The sequence below is a fragment of the Enterobacter sp. 01-M-03-SI-ECC genome, from assembly GCF_047530215.1.
Lineage (GTDB): Bacteria > Pseudomonadota > Gammaproteobacteria > Enterobacterales > Enterobacteriaceae > Enterobacter > Enterobacter chengduensis.
This window is the reverse complement of sequence record NZ_JBLKDA010000005.1, coordinates 1-19,933: the sequence shown is the minus strand read 5'-3', so window position 1 is coordinate 19,933 and position 19,933 is coordinate 1. Positions and strand designations below refer to the sequence as shown.

Below are 19,933 nucleotides of genomic sequence, written 5' to 3'. Positions count from 1 at the left end.
AATTCTGTGTATGTGTCGCCCATGGCGGCCCAACGTTTCTACTCAGGCGAGAGACAATGTTTGATAATTTAACCGATCGTTTGTCGCGCACGCTGCGCAACATCAGCGGCCGCGGACGCCTTACTGAAGAGAACATCAAGGAAACGCTGCGCGAAGTGCGCATGGCGCTGCTGGAAGCAGACGTCGCGTTGCCGGTCGTTCGTGATTTTATCAACCGCGTGAAAGAGAAGGCGGTTGGTCATGAAGTTAACAAGAGCCTGACTCCGGGTCAGGAGTTCGTCAAAATCGTTCGTAACGAACTGGTTTCGGCGATGGGCGAAGAGAACCAGGTGCTTAACCTGGCCGCTCAGCCACCGGCCGTGGTGCTGATGGCGGGCCTGCAGGGTGCGGGTAAAACCACCAGCGTCGGCAAGCTGGGTAAGTTCCTGCGCGAAAAGCACAAGAAGAAAGTGCTGGTGGTCTCTGCGGACGTCTATCGTCCGGCGGCGATCAAGCAGCTGGAAACTCTGGCTGAGCAGGTTGGCGTGGATTTCTTCCCGTCCGACGTGGCGCAGAAGCCTGTCGACATCGTTAACGCGGCGCTGAAAGAGGCGAAGCTGAAGTTCTACGACGTGCTGCTAGTGGATACCGCCGGTCGTCTGCACGTTGACGAAGCGATGATGGACGAGATCAAGCAGGTGCATGCCTCTATCAACCCGGTAGAGACCCTGTTTGTTGTCGACGCCATGACCGGTCAGGATGCGGCGAATACCGCGAAAGCGTTTAACGAAGCGCTGCCGTTAACCGGCGTGGTGCTGACCAAGGTGGACGGTGACGCCCGCGGCGGTGCGGCCCTCTCGATTCGCCACATCACCGGTAAGCCGATCAAGTTCCTCGGCGTGGGCGAAAAAACCGAAGCGCTGGAGCCGTTCCACCCGGACCGTATTGCCTCCCGTATTCTCGGCATGGGCGATGTGCTGTCGCTGATTGAAGATATCGAAAGCAAGGTTGACCGCGCCCAGGCCGAGAAGCTGGCCAGCAAGCTGAAAAAAGGCGACGGTTTCGATCTCACCGACTTCCTTGAACAGCTGCGCCAGATGAAAAACATGGGCGGCATGGCCAGCCTGATGGGCAAACTGCCAGGCATGGGCCAGATCCCTGACAACGTGAAAGCGCAGATGGATGACAAGGTGCTGGTGCGTATGGAGGCGATCATCAACTCGATGACGCTGAAAGAGCGCGCTAACCCGGACATCATCAAAGGCTCCCGTAAACGCCGTATCGCAGCCGGTTGCGGCATGCAGGTGCAGGACGTTAACCGCCTTCTGAAACAGTTCGACGACATGCAGCGCATGATGAAGAAAATGAAGAAAGGCGGCATGGCGAAGATGATGCGCGGGATGAAAGGCATGATGCCTCCCGGATTCCCCGGCCGTTGATCGGCCTGGCTTGTTTGCCATTTTGACGCCGGGGAGTGCTCGAAATGCTCACGTACTACGTGTACGCTCCGCTTTCTGCGCGCTCGCCGACGCCAAACTGGCTGCACCGCCGACGGCCTTTTACAGCAGACTTATCAACTGCTGATTGCATTTCCCCCAAAAATCAGTAAAATTTTCGGGCTTTTAATATGACACCCGGGCTCCGTTCCTCGATGGGGCCCGGTTGTTTTATTCACACAAGAGGATGTTATGGTAACTATTCGTTTAGCACGTCACGGCGCTAAAAAGCGTCCGTTCTACCAGGTTGTTGTGACTGACAGCCGTAATGCACGCAACGGTCGCTTCATCGAGCGCGTTGGTTTCTTCAACCCACTGGCCGCTGGCGCAGAAGAAGAAACTCGTCTGGATCTGGATCGTATCGCTCACTGGGTTGGCCAGGGCGCGACTGTTTCCGATCGCGTTGCTACGCTGATCAAAGCAGCAAACAAAGCAGCTTAATCTGTCACGGTGGTCATGATGAGCAATAAAGCACCTGTTGAACCGATCGTATTGGGAAAAATGGGTTCTTGCTACGGTATCCGTGGTTGGCTCAGAGTGTTTTCCTCCACTGAAGACGCTGATAGCATTTTTGATTACCAGCCCTGGTTTATCCAGAAAGGCGGTAAGTGGGAAGAGGTCGAGCTGGAAAGCTGGCGTCACCACAATCAGGACATCATCATCAAGCTGAAAGGCGTTGACGATCGTGATGCCGCGAATGCGCTGACTAATTGTGAAATTGTCGTGGATTCGTCGCAGTTGCCAAAGCTGGAAGAGGGCGACTACTACTGGAAAGACCTTATGGGTTGCCAGGTAGTCACTACCGAAGGCTACAGCCTGGGGAAAGTCATCGATATGATGGAAACCGGGTCAAATGACGTTCTCGTCATTAAGGCAAACCTGAAAGATGCATTTGGCATCAAGGAGCGGTTGGTCCCGTTCCTCGATGGACAGGTTATCAAGAAAGTCGATCTCACTACTCAAACCATTGAAGTAGATTGGGATCCTGGTTTTTAAATTCTCCGGATAAACGGTAAAAGACGGCGCTATGTGGATTGGCATAATTAGCCTGTTTCCTGAAATGTTCCGCGCGATTACCGATTACGGGGTAACTGGCCGGGCAGTAAAGAATGGCCTGCTGAGCATCCAGAGCTGGAGTCCTCGTGACTTCACGCATGACCGGCACCGTACCGTGGACGATCGTCCTTACGGCGGCGGACCGGGGATGTTGATGATGGTGCAACCCTTACGGGACGCCATTCACACAGCAAAAGCCGCGGCAGGTGAAGGCGCAAAGGTGATTTATCTGTCACCTCAGGGACGCAAGCTTGATCAAGCGGGCGTGAGCGAACTGGCGACGAATCAAAAGCTGATTCTGGTCTGTGGGCGCTACGAAGGGATAGATGAGCGCGTAATTCAAACCGAGATTGACGAAGAATGGTCTATCGGCGATTACGTACTCAGCGGTGGTGAGTTACCGGCAATGACGCTGATTGACTCCGTCGCCCGGTTTATTCCGGGGGTTCTGGGCCATGAAGCTTCGGCAACGGAAGATTCCTTTGCCGACGGGTTGTTGGACTGTCCACACTATACTCGTCCTGAAGTGTTAGAAGGGATGGAAGTACCGGCGGTGTTACTGTCTGGAAACCATGCCGAGATACGTCGCTGGCGTTTGAAGCAGTCGCTGGGCCGAACCTGGCTTAGAAGACCTGAACTTCTGGAAAACCTGGCTCTGACTGAAGAGCAAGCAAAGTTGCTGGCCGAGTTCAAAACTGAACACGCGTACCAGCAGCATGAACATGATGGGAATGCGTAATACGCTCCCGAATATCAGTTTACCCAGGATAAGAGATTAAATTATGAGCAACATTATTAAGCAACTTGAACAAGAGCAGATGAAGCAGGACGTACCTTCCTTCCGTCCAGGTGACACCGTGGAAGTGAAAGTATGGGTTGTTGAAGGTTCCAAAAAACGTCTGCAGGCATTCGAGGGCGTGGTTATCGCTATTCGTAACCGCGGTCTGCACTCTGCATTCACTGTTCGTAAAATTTCCAACGGCGAAGGCGTTGAGCGTGTCTTCCAGACTCACTCTCCGGTAGTTGACAGCATTGCTGTTAAACGTCGTGGTGCTGTACGTAAAGCTAAACTGTACTACCTGCGTGAGCGTACTGGTAAGTCTGCTCGTATTAAAGAGCGTCTGAACTAAGATTCGCTTAAGCGACATCCTGTTAGAAAGGGCTGGCCGAAAGGCTGGCCCTTTTTTTATCCCATCGCACCTCTCGTGTTAACCCTTTCGTCATAAATCATTTACAATGCTTGCCTCTTGAGTGGAGGGGACGTGGATAACGTACTGCATCAGCCTGACCGGAAACGCACAGCGGCATTGACCGCGCTGTTTGCGATCCTGCTGATCGTGGTAGCCCCCCTTATCTCCGTCTCGCTGCAGAAAGATCCTATGAGCGCTATGCCGGGCATGCACCATGACATGAGCATGATGTCGATGGACGCGCGTCATGGCGATATGACGTCGCACACGATGCCCGTCGACCATGCGGAAGCGTGCGGCTACTGCGTGCTGTTAGCGCATGTCCCGGGCGTGATGCTGGCGCTGATTGTCCTGCTCATCGTGGTGCTGCAGAGGCTTCGCCTTAAGCCGCCGCGCCAGGCGGTCAGCCACTGGCACTTTTTCCCCTGGCTTTACCCTGATACCCGCGCGCCGCCGCGGCAGTCTGCTTTTTCCCTTTAAAAAATATCGCTAACTTACTGCCTTAAAAAGGAAAAGTATGACTACCTGCACCTCGCGCGCGGCATGGGGAAACCTGCTGCGTCGCCTTCATTTTTACGTTGGGCTGTTTGTCGGCCCGTTTATCTTCTTCGCCGCGCTGACCGGTACGCTGTATGTGGCGACGCCACAGCTGGAAAACGCCCTCTACCGGCACGCTCTCCACGCGGATTCTGCGGGCGAGCCGCAGCCGCTGGCGGAACAAATTGCCGTGGCGGAAAAAATCGTTGGATCGGATTTGCGTTTGCACGCCGTGCGTCCGGGGCTGGCTGAAGGTGAAACCACCCGCGTGATGTTTGATGACCCGAAACTTGGGCCCTCGGAGAACCGGGCTATCTTCGTCGATCCCGTAAGCCTGGCGGTGCTGGAAGACATGACGGTATACGGCACCAGCGGGATTTTACCGCTGCGTCAGACCATAGATTATCTGCATACGTCTCTGATGCTGGGCGACGTTGGGCGACTCTACAGCGAGCTTGCGGCCTCCTGGATGTGGGTTGCCGCGCTGGGCGGTATTGCGCTGTGGTTTTATACCCGACCCAAGCGGCGTATCAACAATCGCTTCCAGAACCGGCGTCGGGTGCACGTGACGCTGGGCTGGAGCCTGCTGGGCGGAATGCTGCTGTTCTCCGCAACCGGCCTGACCTGGTCCCAGTGGGCAGGAGGTAACGTTGATAAGCTGCGGGCAGAGATGAACTGGCTTACCCCGCAGGTGAACACGACATTATCCGGCCAGCATGAGGTCGTGGATGAACATGCCGAACACCGTGGTCATCACGGCGCAATGACGATGCCGGACATGGCGATGGATTTAACGCAGTTTGACGGGGTGCTAAGCGCTGCCCGCAAAGCAGGGATTGACGCCAACAGGCTGGAGATCCGCCCGGCGAAAACGATGGATCGCGCCTGGACCGTAACCGAAATCGACCGCAGCTGGCCGACGCAGGTGGACGCCGTGGCGATTGATCCTGCAACGCTGCAGGTTCTGGACAGAACCCGATTCGAGGATTTCCCGCTAATGGCAAAACTGACCCGCTGGGGCGTGGATTTCCATATGGGGATCTTATTCGGGCTGGTGAATCAGCTGCTGCTCGTGGCGTTCGGCCTTGCTCTGTGCGTGCTCATTATCTGGGGGTATCGGATGTGGTGGATGCGTCGTCCGGCACAATCGGCAGTGAGTCCGGTACAGACGCTTTGCCAGAGCTGGCTGGCGCTCTCCGGGTGGGGAAGGGCGGTTACGGCGATAATCAGCGTACTGCTGGGGCTGGCCCTGCCGGTCATGGGCGCGAGTCTGGCGCTGTTTGTTCTGGTGGACTGGCTGCGCTGGCGAGCGGCAACCAGGGTGACGCTCGCCGAATCATCCGCTAAATAACCCTATGGCGTGCTGATCACCACCGCGACGCGGCGGTTTTCAGCGCGCCCTTTCGGGGTACTGTTGCTCGCAACCGGGTATTTTTGACCTAATCCCCGCGTGGTGAGATTGCTGCGCGGAATATTTGCACCCTTAGCCCAGGCATCGGCCACGGCATTGGCGCGTTTTAACGACAGCGCTTCGTTGTAGCTTGCTTCACCGTAATTATCCGTGTGACCGTCCATTCGCGCGTGGTTCAAACCGGTTTCCGCCAGGCGAGAGGCCATGGATTGGATCTGCGTTTCACTTTCCGGGCGTAGTCTGGCGTCATTTTTATCAAACAGGATGGTGTCCGACATGCCAAGCGACCAGTCACCGTTCAGTTCGTTAAAACCGTAAGACTTCATCGCCGCAATTTGCTCTGGCGTGAATTTGCCTTGCGGCGGCGACTGACAGCCTGCCAGAACCAGTGAGGCCAGTACTATCGGCGCGAAGTAACGTTTTAACATAGTGTATCCTTTCTAACTTATTGTTTTTGTACGCTGGTTTTTAACCTGGTACATGTTGCGGTCAGCCTTCTCCAGTAATGCTTCCACGGAAGCATTTTCCCACGCCAGAGCAAAGCCAATGCTGAGTGACATCGATGCTTGCTGTCCGTTATGAAGATCAAACGGACGAATAAACTGCTGCGAGAGCGCAGCACAAATGTGTTGAACCTCGGGCTCAGAGTGCACGCCGTAGAGCACCATGGCAAACTCGTCACCGCCAAGGCGGTAAGACTGATGCCATTTATCGCCAAACTCCATCATCCTGCTGGCGACTTCTATCAGCACGCAGTCTCCTGCCGCGTGTCCCCAGGTGTCATTGATAAACTTAAAGTTATCACCGTCAAGGAAGAGCAGGGCCGATTTTGTTTTAGCAGAAGGGTCGTTCATTAAGGCCGCAATGCTGTTACGAAACGCGGCGCGGTTCGCAAGACCGGTCAGCGGGTCGTGCATGGCGGTCCGCAACAGCTGGGCGTTTTTCGCCTGCAGCTTCAGCTGCCACTCCTCCATCTCATCCAGCAGGCTGTTGAAATCTTCGCCAAACTGGTGAAATTCTTCAATACGACCGCCTTTCACCCTGCGGGAAAAGTTGCGGTTCGTGCGTACGTCATGCACGACGTCGGTAATATTTTGCAGGGCTGTTACCATCCCATGGTGCAACGACTGGGTGATGGTGAGCGCGACGACGGCCGCAAAAAGAATGCAGCCGGTCAGAACAGCAAACGACATCCAGATGAAGTGGCCAATCAGGCTGTCGCGAGCGGTAAGGCGGATTTCGCCGATCTTCGTGCCGTTATGCATGATGGGCTGCGCAATCGGTACGGGGAAAAGCCAGCGGCTGACCAGCGCACCCAGCGTGTCGTTGTTGTCTTCCGGGTTCCAGGACCAGTAGGCAAAGCGTTTTTGGTGCGCGTTAATGACCTCGGCCACGGCAAACTGGCCCTGCTTGCCCAGAGCGGCAAGCGTTTCGTTGGCCGCCAGCGAGTCGTTGAACACCAGCGAGGCTTCCAGGCTGTGGCTCATTGTGGCGCCGGTTAATTCGAGATTCTTTTGGGCGTATTGTTTTAACGTCACGACGGAAGCAAAACAGAGCAACAGCCATATTAACGTCATTGTGATAATGACGCTTATCATGCTGTTTCGCCTCAACGTTCTTTTAAACGTAGGACGTGGCGTTGAACTGAAATCTTTATCCATGCTGCTTATTCCGTGCCAGCATTAATACATCCGGATTGACCCTTACGCCACTGCGCGTCAATGCATCCAGGTTGACGGAGAACCGTACCTGGCCGCCATCGATTATCAGGCAAAAGGCACTACCAATTACACATTCCGGATTTTGCTCTGAGATTAATAGCAACGCTCTGCCCTGATATTGACTTATTAATTCAAGTTGCTTTGCCGGTGATTCCGACCCGAAATAAATAGCGTCGCACGTCGCGGCCAGGGCTTCCCGATCGTTACGTACAATAACGGGAGTATAAGGTAACTCGCTATGCCCCTCATCCTCGATGAGCGCGTGCGTATAGTGCGAAGTGGCGTAGACGCAGAGTTTAGGCTGCCCGGAAAGCGTTGGCCATCGCGTATAGCTCACAATGCCTGAGACTATCGAGCGTACCGATTTATCCGTTTCCGTAAGCGTGCCTGCCGTCGTAGGGCCCACTATAAGGAACAGCATTAGCACCAGAGTGAGTCGGAAAAAAGAGATCAAGAATAAATTTCTCACCAGAATCCGCCACATCGCTCCGGATATAGTTGTCCTTAAGAGTTGTGGGCAGAATACCATTGTTTATCGGAGCCGTCATTATGTCAGAAATAGCCTCTGGCCGACCTAAGCTAAATCCTACAGTTGTTTGTTTTCCGGTGAATAAAAAGTAGCTTAATTCAGCCTGCTGGAACGCAGACTTTCATCCATTCCTTTTTGCCAGGACGTACGCAGTTTTGCCGCATTTTCAGCGGTATCGCAGCTGGCAGGGAAAGATTTACCCGCGAGCCCCCAGGCGTGAATAAACCCTTCTTCGCAGACCTTCTTCTGACCATCGGCATAGCCACGAAGATATTCACTACGATCAACGTGTGTGTCGTTAAAACTATCGGCCAGGGTCTGATTATCTTTAACCGGCAGGCCATTCATGGCGTCTTCTTTACCAGCATCAAACCAGGATGGGCTGGTCCAGTCGGGCTGGAAGGTGTAAGGATTGATTTGGCAGCCCGTTAAAAACAGCGCCAACAGCGCGGGAGCAATTGAACGCATAGCCATTCTCCTTTTTTCTTCAGCATAGCCTGGCTAAAGGGAAATCGTGTGTAATTTAATCTTTACGATTTTATCGGCTTCTTTTTGCAATAAATTGGCTGGTGTAAATTAATGTGTACGTATTTTGGATTGAAATGTTTACTTTTTATGGTATCGTGATTTCACCTCATCGAGGAAAACAACTATCGCAAACGAGCTTTACAGGATCGCCATCATGCAAAAAGACGCGCTGAACAACGTACATATCACTGACGAACAGGTTTTAATCACTCCGGATCAACTGAAAGCGGAATTCCCGCTGAGCGTCGCGCAGGAGGCTCAGATCGAGCACTCTCGCCAGACCATTTCTGACATTATCGCCGGCCGCGATCCGCGCCTGCTGGTGGTATGCGGTCCTTGCTCCATTCACGATCCTGAAACCGCCATTGAGTATGCTCGTCGATTTAAAGCATTAACGGAGGAGGTCAGCGATAGCCTCTATCTGGTGATGCGCGTCTATTTTGAAAAGCCACGTACCACCGTCGGCTGGAAAGGGTTGATTAACGATCCGCACATGGATGGCTCGTTTGATGTGGAAGCAGGGCTCAAGATTGCGCGTCGCCTGCTGGTGGAGCTGGTCAGCATGGGGCTGCCGCTGGCAACCGAAGCGCTGGATCCGAACAGCCCGCAGTACCTGGGCGACCTGTTCAGCTGGTCGGCGATTGGTGCGCGTACGACGGAATCGCAAACCCATCGCGAGATGGCGTCTGGTCTGTCGATGCCGGTTGGCTTTAAAAACGGTACCGACGGCAGCCTGGCGACGGCGATCAACGCCATGCGTGCTGCCGCTATGCCGCACCGCTTCGTCGGTATCAACCAGGCGGGCCAGGTGTGCCTCCTGCAAACCCAGGGAAACCCGGACGGCCATGTGATCCTGCGCGGCGGGAAAGCACCTAACTACAGCCCGGCGGACGTGGCGCAGTGTGAAAAAGAGATGGAGCAGGCGGGACTGCGCCCGGCTCTGATGGTAGATTGCAGTCATGGTAATTCGAATAAAGATTACCGTCGCCAGCCTGCGGTTGCGGAATCCGTGATCGCACAGATCAAAGATGGCAACCGTTCGATTATCGGTCTGATGATTGAGAGCAATATTCATGAAGGCAATCAATCGTCTGAACAACCGCGCAGCGCAATGAAATACGGCGTCTCGGTTACGGATGCCTGCATCAGTTGGGAGACCACCGATGCGCTGCTGCGCGAGATCCATAAAGATTTAAACGGCCAGCTGGCGACGCGTCTGGCTTAAGAGGGTAGTTATGGTTGCTGAATTGACCGCACTGCGCGATCAAATTGATGAAGTGGATAAGGCGCTGCTGGACCTGCTGGCGCGCCGTATGGCGCTGGTTGCTGAAGTCGGCGAGGTGAAAAGCAAATACGGCCTGCCGATTTACGTCCCGGAGCGCGAAGCCTCCATGCTTGCCTCCCGTCGTAAAGAGGCTCAGGCGCTGGGCGTTTCGCCGGATTTGATTGAGGATGTGCTGCGTCGGGTGATGCGCGAATCCTATTCCAGCGAGAACGACAAAGGCTTTAAAACCCTTTGCCCGTCTCTGCGGCCGGTAGTGATTGTCGGCGGGGCGGGGCAGATGGGACGTCTGTTTGAAAAAATGCTGACGCTATCTGGCTATCAGGTGCGTATTCTGGAGAAAGAAGACTGGGCACGGGCACCGGAACTGATGAGCGACGCCGGAATGGTTATCGTCAGCGTGCCAATCCACGTGACGGAGCAGATCGTCGGGAAACTTCCGCCTTTACCGAAGGATTGCATCCTGGTGGATCTGGCCTCCGTTAAAAATGGTCCGCTGCAGGCGATGCTGGCGGCGCATACGGGACCGGTGTTGGGCCTGCACCCAATGTTCGGCCCGGACAGCGGCAGCCTGGCGAAGCAGGTGGTGGTTTACTGCGACGGTCGTCAGCCGGAAGCCTATCAGTGGTTCCTGGAACAGATTCAGGTCTGGGGGGCACGACTGCACCGCATCAGCGCGGTCGAGCACGACCAGAACATGGCGTTCATTCAGGCGCTGCGCCACTTTGCGACCTTTGCCTACGGTCTGCATCTGGCGGAAGAGAACGTGCAGCTGGAACAGCTGCTGGCGCTCTCTTCCCCGATCTACCGTCTGGAACTGGCTATGGTCGGGCGTCTGTTCGCGCAGGATCCGCAGCTGTACGCCGACATTATTATGTCCTCCGAGAACAACCTGGCGCTCATCAAGCGCTACTACCAGCGCTTTGGTGAAGCCATTACGCTGCTGGAACACGGAGACAAGCAGGCGTTTATTGACAGCTTCCGCAAGGTCGAGCACTGGTTTGGCGATTACGCGCAGCGTTTCCAGAGCGAGAGCCGGACGCTGTTGCGCCAGGCAAATGACAGTCGCCAGTAATGCGATGATGTATATACTGAAAGCCAGCAATGCTGGCTTTTTTTATTTTGGGGAACCGTCATGTCCGAACCGCAGCTGCTGTTAAATTACACCGGGCATCTGCCTGAATGCCCGACGTGGAGCGCTGAAGAGCAAGCGCTCTACTGGGCCGATATTCTGGAAGGGGAGATCCACCGCTATCATCTGCCGACGGCGGAACACACCGTGCTCTCTTTCCATGAAGAGGTGGGCTGTTTTGCGCTCCGCGAGCGCGGCGGGTTTATCGTCGCCATGCGCACTGGCATCTGGCTTGCCGACAGGCATGGCCTTCTGCAACGCAAGGTGTGCGATAACCCCTCTAACCCTCAGCTTGCACGTTTTAATGATGGCGGGACCGATTCCTCAGGGCGATTCTACGCGGGCACGTTTTGGGGGCCGGGAGATTACAACGGCGCCCTGCTGATGCGCATCGACAACGACCTGACGCCGAAGGTGATCCAGTGCGACATTCACGGACATAACGGTTTAGCGTTTAGCCCGGATCGTCAGTGGATGTTTACCTCAGACACGCCAAACGGCGTAATTTACCGCACGGCTCTTGATGAGCAGGGTGAACCCGGCAGACGTGAGGTGTTTCGTCAGCTTAACGAGGGCGAAGGGATACCGGACGGCGCGGCCATGGATGTGGAAGGCTGCTACTGGAGCGCGCTGTTTGACGGCTGGCGTATCGCGCGTTTTTCTCCGCAAGGGGAACAGCTGGAAGAATACCGCATGCCGGTACGTTGCCCGACAATGGTCTGCTTTGGCGGCGATGACATGAAAACGCTATTTATTACCACCACGCGGGAAAATATGGATGCCGAGGAGGTGGCGAAGTATCCGCTCTCCGGCGCCATCTTCACCCTGCCGGTTAACGTGGCAGGGATGAAGAAAAGCCGCTTTATCGAACGCTAGCTCGGATCGACCGGGACGACGTTTTCGCTCGGATAGCAGCCCAGCACTTTCATGGAACGGGTAATTTCGCCAAGTTCACGCAGGGCCTTCTGCATGGAAGCAGACTCCAGGTTGGCCTGGATATCAAGGTAGAACATCTCTTCCCACGGGTTACCGTGGATCGGGCGTGATTCCAGCTTCGTCATAATCAGGTTGTGATTACGCAGCACCAGCAGGGCTTCAACAAGCGCACCGGCCTGCTGGCCGGTCGCCATCAGCAGCGTGGTTTTGGCCGGTACCTGGTCTGATACATTGATGGACTTGCGTGCCAGCACCACGAAGCGGGTAATGTTTTGCGTCTGGTTTGCCAGGTTGCGTTCCAGTACCTGTAAACCATACAGCGCGCCGCCCGCTTCGCTGCCGAGCGCGGCGACGGTAGGGGAGTTAGCCTGCGCCACTTTTTCCATCGCCGCCGAGGTGCTTTCGGTGTACTCAATTTTCCAGTTCGGATAGCGGTTCAGGAACTGGCTGCACTGCTGGAAAGGCTGTGGGTGACTGTAGACGGTTTCGATCTTGTTCAGATCGGTTGAGCCGGAGACCAGCACGCAATGATCGATAGGGATCGTCAGTTCGCCGACCAGCGACAGGCTGGTGTGCTGCAGCAAATCGTAGACGTCGTTGATGGCGCCGGAGCTGGTGTTTTCAATCGGCACCACGGCGTAATCCGCCTGGCCGGTCTCGACCTGGTTAAAAATGTCGGCAAACTTCGCGCAGCCGCTTTCAATAAACTCTTCGAAATGGCGTGCGGCATACTGACGAGCGGCCAGGTGAGAATACGAGCCCTTTGGCCCGAGGAAAGCGATTCGCGCAGAGTGCGGATTGGTTTTGTTCAGATGCTGCTGGAGTAACGCTTGCTGGGTGAGAACGGAGTCTTCGATGATGAGCTGGAACAACCGGGTGATGTAGTGGGCATCGAGATGATGCGCTTTGCCGAGCTGGATCAGACGCTCCAGCAGATCGCGCTCGCGGTCGATATCACGGACCGGGCGATGGGAGTCCAGCTTGGCTTTGCCCACTTCGATGGCGAGCGCGCGGCGTTCGGCCAGCAGCGCCAGTAATTTTTCGTCCAGCGCGCTGATTTTTACGCGCAGATCCAGTAACGGGTTTTCCGGTGTCATAGTGTTGCCTGTCTCATTTTATCGTTATCAATAAAAAAGGCCCCCCGGTGTGGGAGGCCTTGTTGTTCGTCTTCGCATTCTTTATCACACGACGAAACGCCTCCCAGTCAGGGGAAGGTAAAAAAGAATGCGAAGAAGAACGGCGTGTGTTTCATAAAGTCATCCTGTGATTGATACGGTTAAAGTACCTGTACTGTTTTCACCCTGTCAATAAAAAACAAAAAACGCGCCCGAAGGCGCGTTGGCGGTACACTCAATTTAAAGGATTACTCTTCTTCAACTTCTTCCGCGAAGCTGGCGTCTTTCACCGAGGTTGCGGCACGACGGGCTTCACCTTTGTGTTGCACTTTATTGAGCTGCCGTTCCAGCTTGTTGATCAAATCGTTAATAGCGGTGTACATATCCTCGTGTTTTGCGCTGGCGACCAGATGGCCGTTTGGAGTATTGATAGTTGCGTCAGCGATGAAACCCTGCGGCTCCTTGGACAGGATGATATGTGGATTAATCAAATGAGTTTGCCATTTATCCAGTTTGGCGAGACGGTCTGCGACGTGCTGGCGGATTGCCGGAGTAATTTCCATTTGTTTACTGGTAATGTTCATTGTCATAAATTTTACCTCTTGTCTTTCCGTCTTGGTGATTCCAGCATACCCGACCTAATGTCAAAATGTGTGATTTAGATCACGTTATTTTGTCGGTTTTTGTCAGGGAATCTTTTTTGTGAGGCAGGGCAGGAAGAGGTGAGATTTACCTTGTCGAAGGCAAAAATTGGGGCCATAGTTGACTGGTTGTGTTGAGTCTAACGCGCTTCAGCGACGCGCTAAAATGAATAAAAAAACGGCAGCCTCCGGGCTGCCGTTTTGCATTGAGGCAAAATCAGGTATTGCTGCTGTTCGCGGCGATGATTTTCGCCACTTTTTCAGCCTGAGCGGTCATCTGCATCTGGCGGTAGGCATTTTCCATCAGCTTCAGGCCATCGCGCGTTGCCTGAGTATCCGGATAATCACGCAGCATACCTTCTACGCGGTTAACCACGGCAACCCATGCGCCACGGCGGGTATAATATTCCGCCACGGAGTATTCATATTTCGCCAGACGATCTTTCAGGAACACCAGACGTTTGGTCGCGTCGGTCACGTACTGGCTGTTCGGATAGCCGCGTACCAGCTTGGAGAAGTCATTGAAGGCATCACGCGCATGCTGCGGGTCACGGTCCGAACGATCCACGCCAAAGAAGCCCTGCAGCGCACTGTCGTCCAGCGCCATGTTGGTGAGGCCGCGCATGTACATCACGTAGTCGATGTTAGGATGAGTCGGGTTCAGACGCATGAAACGATCGATGGTTGCCTGAGCCAGCGGCAGATCGGCATTTTTATAGTATGCGTAGATGAGATCTAACTGTACCTGCTGCGAATACGGACCAAATGGATAGCGATTATCCAACGCTTCCAGTTGCGTTATCGCCTGTTTCCAGTTACCGTCCTGCAACTTTTGTTGTGCAGTCGCATAGATTTCATTCGGCGGATTGTCAGGGACCTGTTCATTTGAACCGGAGCAGCCCACCAAAGCCAGGCTCAACGTGGCCGCTGCCACCAGATATTTCATGCGCGTCATGACGTTTTGACTTTCCTCAAATGTTTGTCCGGGAGAAACTCTGTTCCTGCTCCCGATTAAGACCAGCTACAATAGCACACTATATTAAACGGCAAAGCCGTAAAACCCAACGTTAAACGAAGAAGCAGTTTATGGCACAACGAGTAGAACTCACCGCAACAGTCTCCGAAAATCAGCTCGGTCAACGCTTAGATCAGGCTTTGGCCGAATTGTTCCCTGATTATTCGCGTTCACGTATAAAAGAATGGATCCTTGACCAGCGCGTGCTGGTAAACGGCAAGATCTGGGACAAACCAAAAGAGAAAGTGTTAGGTGGGGAAGCTGTCGCCATCAATGCTGAAATCGAAGAGGAAATCCGCTTCGAGCCGCAGGATATCCCACTGGATATCGTCTATGAAGATGACGACATTCTGGTGATCAACAAGCCACGCGACCTGGTTGTTCATCCGGGCGCGGGAAACCCTGACGGTACGGTGCTTAACGCACTTCTCCATTACTACCCGCCGATCGCGGATGTCCCGCGCGCGGGCATCGTTCACCGTCTGGATAAAGACACCACCGGTTTGATGGTGGTCGCGAAGACCGTTCCCGCTCAGACCCGTCTGGTGGAATCGCTGCAGCTGCGCGAAATCACCCGCGAGTATGAAGCGGTCGCCATTGGGCATATGACTTCTGGCGGAACGGTTGAAGAGCCTATCAGCCGTCACCCCACCAAGCGTACCCACATGTCTGTGCATCCGATGGGTAAACCGGCGGTGACGCACTATCGCATTATGGAGCACTTCCGCATTCATACGCGTTTGCGTCTGCGTCTGGAGACCGGACGTACCCACCAGATCCGCGTGCACATGGCCCACATTACCCATCCGCTGGTGGGGGATCAGGTCTACGGTGGCCGTCCGCGTCCGCCTAAAGGCGCGTCGGATGAGTTCATCAGCGTATTGCGTAAATTCGATCGTCAGGCGCTGCACGCGACCATGCTGCGCCTTTACCACCCTATCACCGGCATTCAGATGGAGTGGCACGCGCCTATCCCGCAGGATATGGTGGATCTTATTGACGCCATGCGCGCTGATTTCGAAGAACATAAGGATCAAGTGGACTGGCTATGACCAAACTGATTGTCCCGGAGTGGCCATTGCCTGCCGGCGTGGCCGCCTGCAGTTCAACCCGTATTGGCGGCGTGAGCCAGGGCGCGTGGGAGTCTTTGAATCTCGGTGCCCACTGTGGCGACAACCTTGAACACGTGGAAGAGAACCGCAGGCGTCTGTTTGCCGCGGGCAACCTGCCGTCGAAACCCGTCTGGCTGGAACAGGTTCATGGTAACGCGGTGCTGAAGTTGACGGGGGAACCCTATGCTTCTAAACGCGCTGATGCCTCTTACAGCAATACTCCGGGAACCGTTTGTGCCGTGATGACCGCCGATTGTCTACCGGTTCTGTTCTGTAACCGTGCCGGTACCGAGGTGGCAGCAGCCCACGCGGGCTGGCGTGGGCTGTGTGAAGGCGTGCTGGAAGAAACTGTCGCCTGCTTTAACGATGGGCCAGCCAGTATCATGGCCTGGCTTGGCCCGGCTATTGGTCCTCGCGCGTTTGAAGTGGGCCCAGAGGTCCGCGACGCCTTTATGGAAAAAGATCCGCAAGCGACGAAAGCCTTCCTGCCTTCAGGAGATAAATATCTGGCCGATATCTACCAGCTTGCTCGCCAGCGTTTGAATAACGTCGGCGTAACGCAGATCTTCGGCGGCGATCGCTGCACATTCACCGAAAAGGGTGATTTTTTCTCCTATCGCCGCGACAAGACCACGGGGCGTATGGCAAGTTTCATTTGGCTGATATAACCTAAAGAATCAAGACGATCCGGCACGTGCCGTTTTCTTTTCACATAATTCAGGTCATTAACCTTGAATAATTGAGGGATGACCTCATTTAATCTCCAGTAGCAAATTTGACCTGTTATGGGAGGAGTTATGCGTCTGGATCGTCTTACCAATAAATTCCAGCTTGCTCTCGCCGATGCCCAGTCCCTTGCACTGGGGCACGACAACCAATTTATCGAACCTCTTCATTTAATGAGCGCCTTGCTGAATCAGGAAGGGGGATCGGTACGTCCTTTATTAACGTCCGCTGGCATTAATGCTGGCCAGTTACGCACCGCTATCGATCAGGCGCTAAGCCGTTTACCGCAGGTCGAAGGGACCGGCGGCGACGTTCAGCCGTCGCAGGATCTGGTGCGCGTCCTGAACCTTTGCGACAAGCTGGCGCAAAAACGTGGGGACAACTTTATTTCGTCAGAGCTGTTTGTTCTGGCGGCGCTTGAATCACGCGGTACCTTGACCGACCTGCTGAAATCTGCCGGTGCGACCACCGCCAATGTGACTCAGGCGATTGAGAAAATGCGCGGAGGTGAAAGCGTGAACGATCAGGGAGCCGAAGACCAACGTCAGGCTTTGAAGAAATTTACGGTCGATCTGACCGAGCGTGCTGAACAGGGCAAACTTGACCCGGTGATCGGCCGTGATGAAGAAATTCGCCGTACGATTCAGGTACTGCAACGCCGTACCAAGAACAACCCGGTGCTGATTGGTGAACCGGGTGTCGGTAAAACCGCCATTGTCGAAGGGCTGGCGCAGCGTATTGTGAACGGTGAAGTGCCGGAAGGCCTGAAAGGCCGCCGCGTACTGGCGCTGGATATGGGCGCGCTGGTGGCCGGTGCGAAATACCGCGGCGAGTTCGAAGAGCGTCTTAAAGGGGTGCTTAACGACCTGGCGAAGCAGGAAGGCAACGTTATCCTGTTTATCGACGAGCTGCACACTATGGTGGGTGCCGGTAAGGCAGACGGCGCGATGGATGCCGGGAACATGCTGAAACCTGCGCTGGCGCGCGGTGAACTTCACTGCGTTGGCGCCACTACGCTGGACGAGTATCGCCAGTACATTGAGAAAGATGCTGCGCTTGAACGTCGTTTCCAGAAAGTGTTTGTAGCCGAGCCAAGCGTTGAAGATACCATCGCGATACTGCGTGGTCTGAAAGAGCGCTATGAACTGCACCACCATGTGCAGATCACCGACCCGGCTATCGTTGCGGCGGCGACGCTTTCGCATCGTTACATCGCCGATCGCCAGCTGCCGGACAAAGCAATCGACCTGATTGATGAAGCGGCGTCGAGCATTCGTATGCAGATTGACTCGAAGCCGGAAGAGCTGGACCGACTCGATCGACGCATTATTCAGCTCAAGCTGGAACAGCAGGCGCTGAAGAAAGAGTCTGATGAAGCCAGTAAAAAACGCCTCGATATGCTCAATGAAGAGCTGGACGATAAAGAGCGCCAGTATTCCGAGCTGGAAGAAGAGTGGAAAGCCGAGAAAGCCTCACTTTCCGGAACCCAGACCATCAAAGCTGAACTCGAGCAGGCAAAAATTGCCATTGAGCAGGCGCGACGCGTGGGCGACCTGGCGCGTATGTCAGAGCTGCAATATGGCAAAATACCCGAGCTGGAAAAACAGCTTGAGATAGCGACGCAGTCAGAAGGTAAAACGATGCGTCTGTTGCGTAATAAGGTGACGGATGCCGAAATCGCGGAAGTGCTTGCCCGCTGGACCGGTATTCCGGTGGCGCGCATGCTGGAAGGTGAGCGTGAAAAACTGCTGCGCATGGAGCAGGATCTCCACAATCGGGTGATTGGCCAGAACGAAGCGGTTGAGGCGGTTTCAAACGCTATTCGTCGTAGTCGTGCGGGGCTTTCCGATCCAAACCGTCCTATTGGTTCGTTCCTGTTCCTGGGGCCGACCGGTGTCGGTAAAACCGAGCTCTGTAAAGCGCTGGCTAACTTTATGTTCGACAGCGACGATGCGATGGTGCGTATCGACATGTCCGAGTTTATGGAGAAACACTCCGTCTCACGTCTGGTCGGGGCGCCTCCAGGATACGTGGGTTATGAAGAAGGTGGGTATCTGACGGAAGCGGTGCGCCGTCGTCCTTATTCCGTCATCCTGCTGGATGAGGTGGAAAAAGCGCACCCTGACGTGTTCAACATCCTGCTTCAGGTGCTGGACGATGGCCGTCTGACCGACGGGCAGGGGAGAACGGTCGACTTCCGGAATACGGTGGTCATTATGACCTCCAACCTGGGTTCCGACTTGATTCAGGAACGTTTCGGTGAGCTGGACTATAGCCATATGAAGGATCTGGTGCTGGGTGTCGTAAGCCATAACTTCCGTCCAGAGTTCATCAACCGTATTGATGAAGTGGTGGTCTTCCACCCTCTGGGTGAGAAACACATTGCGTCGATTGCGCAGATCCAGCTGCAGCGTCTGTACAAACGTCTGGAAGAACGTGGATATGAAATTCACATCTCCGACGAGGCGCTGAAGCTGCTGAGTGAGAACGGTTACGATCCGGTGTACGGTGCGCGGCCATTGAAACGCGCTATCCAGCAGCAGATCGAAAACCCGCTGGCGCAGCAGATCCTCTCCGGGGAGCTGGTTCCGGGCAAAGTTATCCGTCTGGAAGCCAACGACGATCGCATTGTGGCAGTGCAGTAAGTCACAAAATGCAAAAACGAGCCGTTCGCGGCTCGTTTTTGTTTAAAAACCAGGCAAGAATAGAGGTCTGGAGTATCATTTGCCTGGAAAGTGAGCAGTTAGTAAATAATTTTCACTTTATCCTTGCAGGTTCGGAATTACTCCCTATAATGCGCCTCCACTGACACGGAACAACGGCACGCAAGCCGCCGGGTCAGCAGAGAAAAGCGAAAATAAACGCTTGACTCTGAAAGAGGAAAGCGTATTATACGCCACCTCGCAACGGTGAGCGAAAGCCGCGTTGCACTGCTCTTTAACAATTTATCAGACAATCTGTGTGGGCACTCAAAGTGACATGGATTCTTAACGTCGCAAGACGAAAAATGAATACCAAGTCTCTGAGTGAACATACGTAATTCATTACGAAGTTTAATTCACGAGCATCAAACTTAAATTGAAGAGTTTGATCATGGCTCAGATTGAACGCTGGCGGCAGGCCTAACACATGCAAGTCGAGCGGTAGCACAGGGAGCTTGCTCCTGGGTGACGAGCGGCGGACGGGTGAGTAATGTCTGGGAAACTGCCTGATGGAGGGGGATAACTACTGGAAACGGTAGCTAATACCGCATAACGTCGCAAGACCAAAGAGGGGGACCTTCGGGCCTCTTGCCATCAGATGTGCCCAGATGGGATTAGCTAGTAGGTGGGGTAACGGCTCACCTAGGCGACGATCCCTAGCTGGTCTGAGAGGATGACCAGCCACACTGGAACTGAGACACGGTCCAGACTCCTACGGGAGGCAGCAGTGGGGAATATTGCACAATGGGCGCAAGCCTGATGCAGCCATGCCGCGTGTATGAAGAAGGCCTTCGGGTTGTAAAGTACTTTCAGCGGGGAGGAAGG

At 54.5% G+C, this 19,933-nt stretch carries 21 protein-coding genes, 1 rRNA gene and 1 other annotated feature; of the genes, 14 read left to right on the top strand and 8 right to left on the bottom strand.

Going from position 1 to position 19,933, the window contains the following annotated elements; genetic code table 11:
- Window positions 1-56 precede the first annotated feature (56 nt).
- The 7 genes from ffh (at window position 57) to ACMWKK_RS06535 (ending at window position 5,609) form a co-directional block, all read left to right on the top strand.
- Complete coding sequence (ffh, locus tag ACMWKK_RS06565) at window positions 57-1,418, top strand: signal recognition particle protein (protein ID WP_014884878.1); 1,362 nt, start codon at window positions 57-59, stop codon at window positions 1,416-1,418.
- A 249-nt stretch (window positions 1,419-1,667) separates the two neighbouring features.
- Complete coding sequence (gene rpsP / locus ACMWKK_RS06560; RefSeq protein WP_003863133.1) at window positions 1,668-1,916, top strand: 30S ribosomal protein S16; 249 nt, start codon at window positions 1,668-1,670, stop codon at window positions 1,914-1,916.
- A gap of 15 nt (window positions 1,917-1,931) precedes the next feature.
- On the top strand, window positions 1,932-2,471 hold the full coding sequence (gene rimM / locus ACMWKK_RS06555; RefSeq protein ID WP_045331376.1) for a ribosome maturation factor RimM: 540 nt from the start codon (window positions 1,932-1,934) through the stop codon (window positions 2,469-2,471).
- 31 nt (window positions 2,472-2,502) lie between these two features.
- Window positions 2,503-3,270, top strand: a complete 768-nt coding sequence (trmD, locus tag ACMWKK_RS06550; protein WP_045331379.1) for a tRNA (guanosine(37)-N1)-methyltransferase TrmD — start codon at window positions 2,503-2,505, stop codon at window positions 3,268-3,270.
- Window positions 3,271-3,313: 43 nt separating this feature from the next.
- Complete coding sequence (gene rplS, locus ACMWKK_RS06545) at window positions 3,314-3,661, top strand: 50S ribosomal protein L19 (RefSeq protein ID WP_002914145.1); 348 nt, start codon at window positions 3,314-3,316, stop codon at window positions 3,659-3,661.
- Window positions 3,662-3,793: 132 nt separating this feature from the next.
- Window positions 3,794-4,201 carry a DUF2946 domain-containing protein gene (locus ACMWKK_RS06540; protein WP_112780587.1) on the top strand — a complete coding sequence of 136 codons (408 nt, stop codon included), beginning with the start codon at window positions 3,794-3,796 and terminating at the stop codon, window positions 4,199-4,201.
- 37 nt (window positions 4,202-4,238) lie between these two features.
- Window positions 4,239-5,609, top strand: a complete 1,371-nt coding sequence (locus ACMWKK_RS06535) for a PepSY-associated TM helix domain-containing protein (RefSeq protein ID WP_112780586.1) — start codon at window positions 4,239-4,241, stop codon at window positions 5,607-5,609.
- A 2-nt stretch (window positions 5,610-5,611) separates the two neighbouring features.
- Here ACMWKK_RS06535 and ACMWKK_RS06530 read toward each other — a convergent pair whose 3' ends face one another.
- From ACMWKK_RS06530 to ACMWKK_RS06515, 4 genes are all read right to left on the bottom strand, one after another.
- Window positions 5,612-6,097: an OmpA family protein gene (locus ACMWKK_RS06530; protein WP_045331388.1), complete on the bottom strand. Its 486-nt coding sequence runs from the start codon at window positions 6,095-6,097 to the stop codon at window positions 5,612-5,614.
- A 12-nt stretch (window positions 6,098-6,109) separates the two neighbouring features.
- Window positions 6,110-7,330 carry a diguanylate cyclase DgcN gene (gene dgcN / locus ACMWKK_RS06525; RefSeq protein WP_406542766.1) on the bottom strand — a complete coding sequence of 407 codons (1,221 nt, stop codon included), beginning with the start codon at window positions 7,328-7,330 and terminating at the stop codon, window positions 6,110-6,112.
- Window positions 7,323-7,859 carry a YfiR family protein gene (locus tag ACMWKK_RS06520; RefSeq protein ID WP_181663653.1) on the bottom strand — a complete coding sequence of 179 codons (537 nt, stop codon included), beginning with the start codon at window positions 7,857-7,859 and terminating at the stop codon, window positions 7,323-7,325. Before ACMWKK_RS06520 ends, dgcN begins: the two co-directional genes overlap by 8 nt.
- A 153-nt stretch (window positions 7,860-8,012) precedes the next feature.
- A complete protein-coding gene (locus ACMWKK_RS06515; RefSeq protein WP_045331396.1) occupies window positions 8,013-8,387 on the bottom strand; it encodes a DUF2799 domain-containing protein in 375 nt (124 codons plus the stop codon).
- Window positions 8,388-8,601: 214 nt separating this feature from the next.
- On the opposite strand from ACMWKK_RS06515, the gene aroF reads away from it, so the two are divergent.
- The 3 genes from aroF to ACMWKK_RS06500 are packed head-to-tail and all read left to right on the top strand — an operon-like array spanning window position 8,602 to window position 11,737.
- On the top strand, window positions 8,602-9,672 hold the full coding sequence (gene aroF / locus ACMWKK_RS06510; RefSeq protein WP_112780584.1) for a 3-deoxy-7-phosphoheptulonate synthase AroF: 1,071 nt from the start codon (window positions 8,602-8,604) through the stop codon (window positions 9,670-9,672).
- A gap of 10 nt (window positions 9,673-9,682) precedes the next feature.
- Entirely contained in the window at window positions 9,683-10,804 is a 1,122-nt protein-coding gene (gene tyrA, locus ACMWKK_RS06505) for a bifunctional chorismate mutase/prephenate dehydrogenase (protein WP_045331402.1), read from the top strand.
- Between the two features lie 60 nt (window positions 10,805-10,864).
- Window positions 10,865-11,737, top strand: coding sequence for an SMP-30/gluconolactonase/LRE family protein (locus ACMWKK_RS06500; RefSeq protein WP_112780583.1), 873 nt, complete (start codon window positions 10,865-10,867; stop codon window positions 11,735-11,737).
- Here the strand turns inward: ACMWKK_RS06500 and pheA are convergent.
- The 4 genes from pheA to bamD all read right to left on the bottom strand — a co-directional run bounded on the left by pheA (window position 11,734) and on the right by bamD (window position 14,508).
- Window positions 11,734-12,894, bottom strand: coding sequence for a bifunctional chorismate mutase/prephenate dehydratase (gene pheA / locus ACMWKK_RS06495; protein WP_045331408.1), 1,161 nt, complete (start codon window positions 12,892-12,894; stop codon window positions 11,734-11,736). The genes ACMWKK_RS06500 and pheA overlap by 4 nt on opposite strands.
- Window positions 12,895-12,924: 30 nt before the next feature.
- Window positions 12,925-13,050, bottom strand: a sequence feature (Phe leader region).
- On the bottom strand, window positions 13,002-13,049 hold the full coding sequence (gene pheL, locus ACMWKK_RS06490) for a pheA operon leader peptide PheL (RefSeq protein ID WP_001386991.1): 48 nt from the start codon (window positions 13,047-13,049) through the stop codon (window positions 13,002-13,004). (Overlaps the previous feature by 48 nt.)
- A 110-nt stretch (window positions 13,051-13,160) precedes the next feature.
- The gene (raiA, locus tag ACMWKK_RS06485) at window positions 13,161-13,502 is read right to left on the bottom strand and encodes a ribosome-associated translation inhibitor RaiA (protein ID WP_003863162.1); all 342 of its coding nucleotides are present in this window, start codon (window positions 13,500-13,502) and stop codon (window positions 13,161-13,163) included.
- Window positions 13,503-13,770: 268 nt separating this feature from the next.
- Window positions 13,771-14,508 (bottom strand): outer membrane protein assembly factor BamD, encoded by a 738-nt coding sequence (gene bamD, locus ACMWKK_RS06480; protein ID WP_023308867.1) that lies wholly within the window; start codon window positions 14,506-14,508, stop codon window positions 13,771-13,773.
- A 131-nt stretch (window positions 14,509-14,639) separates the two neighbouring features.
- Between bamD and rluD the strand changes: the two genes are divergently transcribed.
- From rluD to ACMWKK_RS06460, 4 genes are all read left to right on the top strand, one after another.
- The gene (rluD, locus tag ACMWKK_RS06475; protein ID WP_023308866.1) at window positions 14,640-15,620 is read left to right on the top strand and encodes a 23S rRNA pseudouridine(1911/1915/1917) synthase RluD; all 981 of its coding nucleotides are present in this window, start codon (window positions 14,640-14,642) and stop codon (window positions 15,618-15,620) included.
- Window positions 15,617-16,348: a purine nucleoside phosphorylase YfiH gene (gene yfiH / locus ACMWKK_RS06470; protein WP_112780582.1), complete on the top strand. Its 732-nt coding sequence runs from the start codon at window positions 15,617-15,619 to the stop codon at window positions 16,346-16,348. Before rluD ends, yfiH begins: the two co-directional genes overlap by 4 nt.
- Window positions 16,349-16,477: 129 nt before the next feature.
- Complete coding sequence (gene clpB, locus ACMWKK_RS06465; protein ID WP_112780581.1) at window positions 16,478-19,051, top strand: ATP-dependent chaperone ClpB; 2,574 nt, start codon at window positions 16,478-16,480, stop codon at window positions 19,049-19,051.
- A gap of 430 nt (window positions 19,052-19,481) precedes the next feature.
- A 16S ribosomal RNA gene (locus ACMWKK_RS06460) occupies window positions 19,482-19,933 on the top strand; the annotation flags it as partial.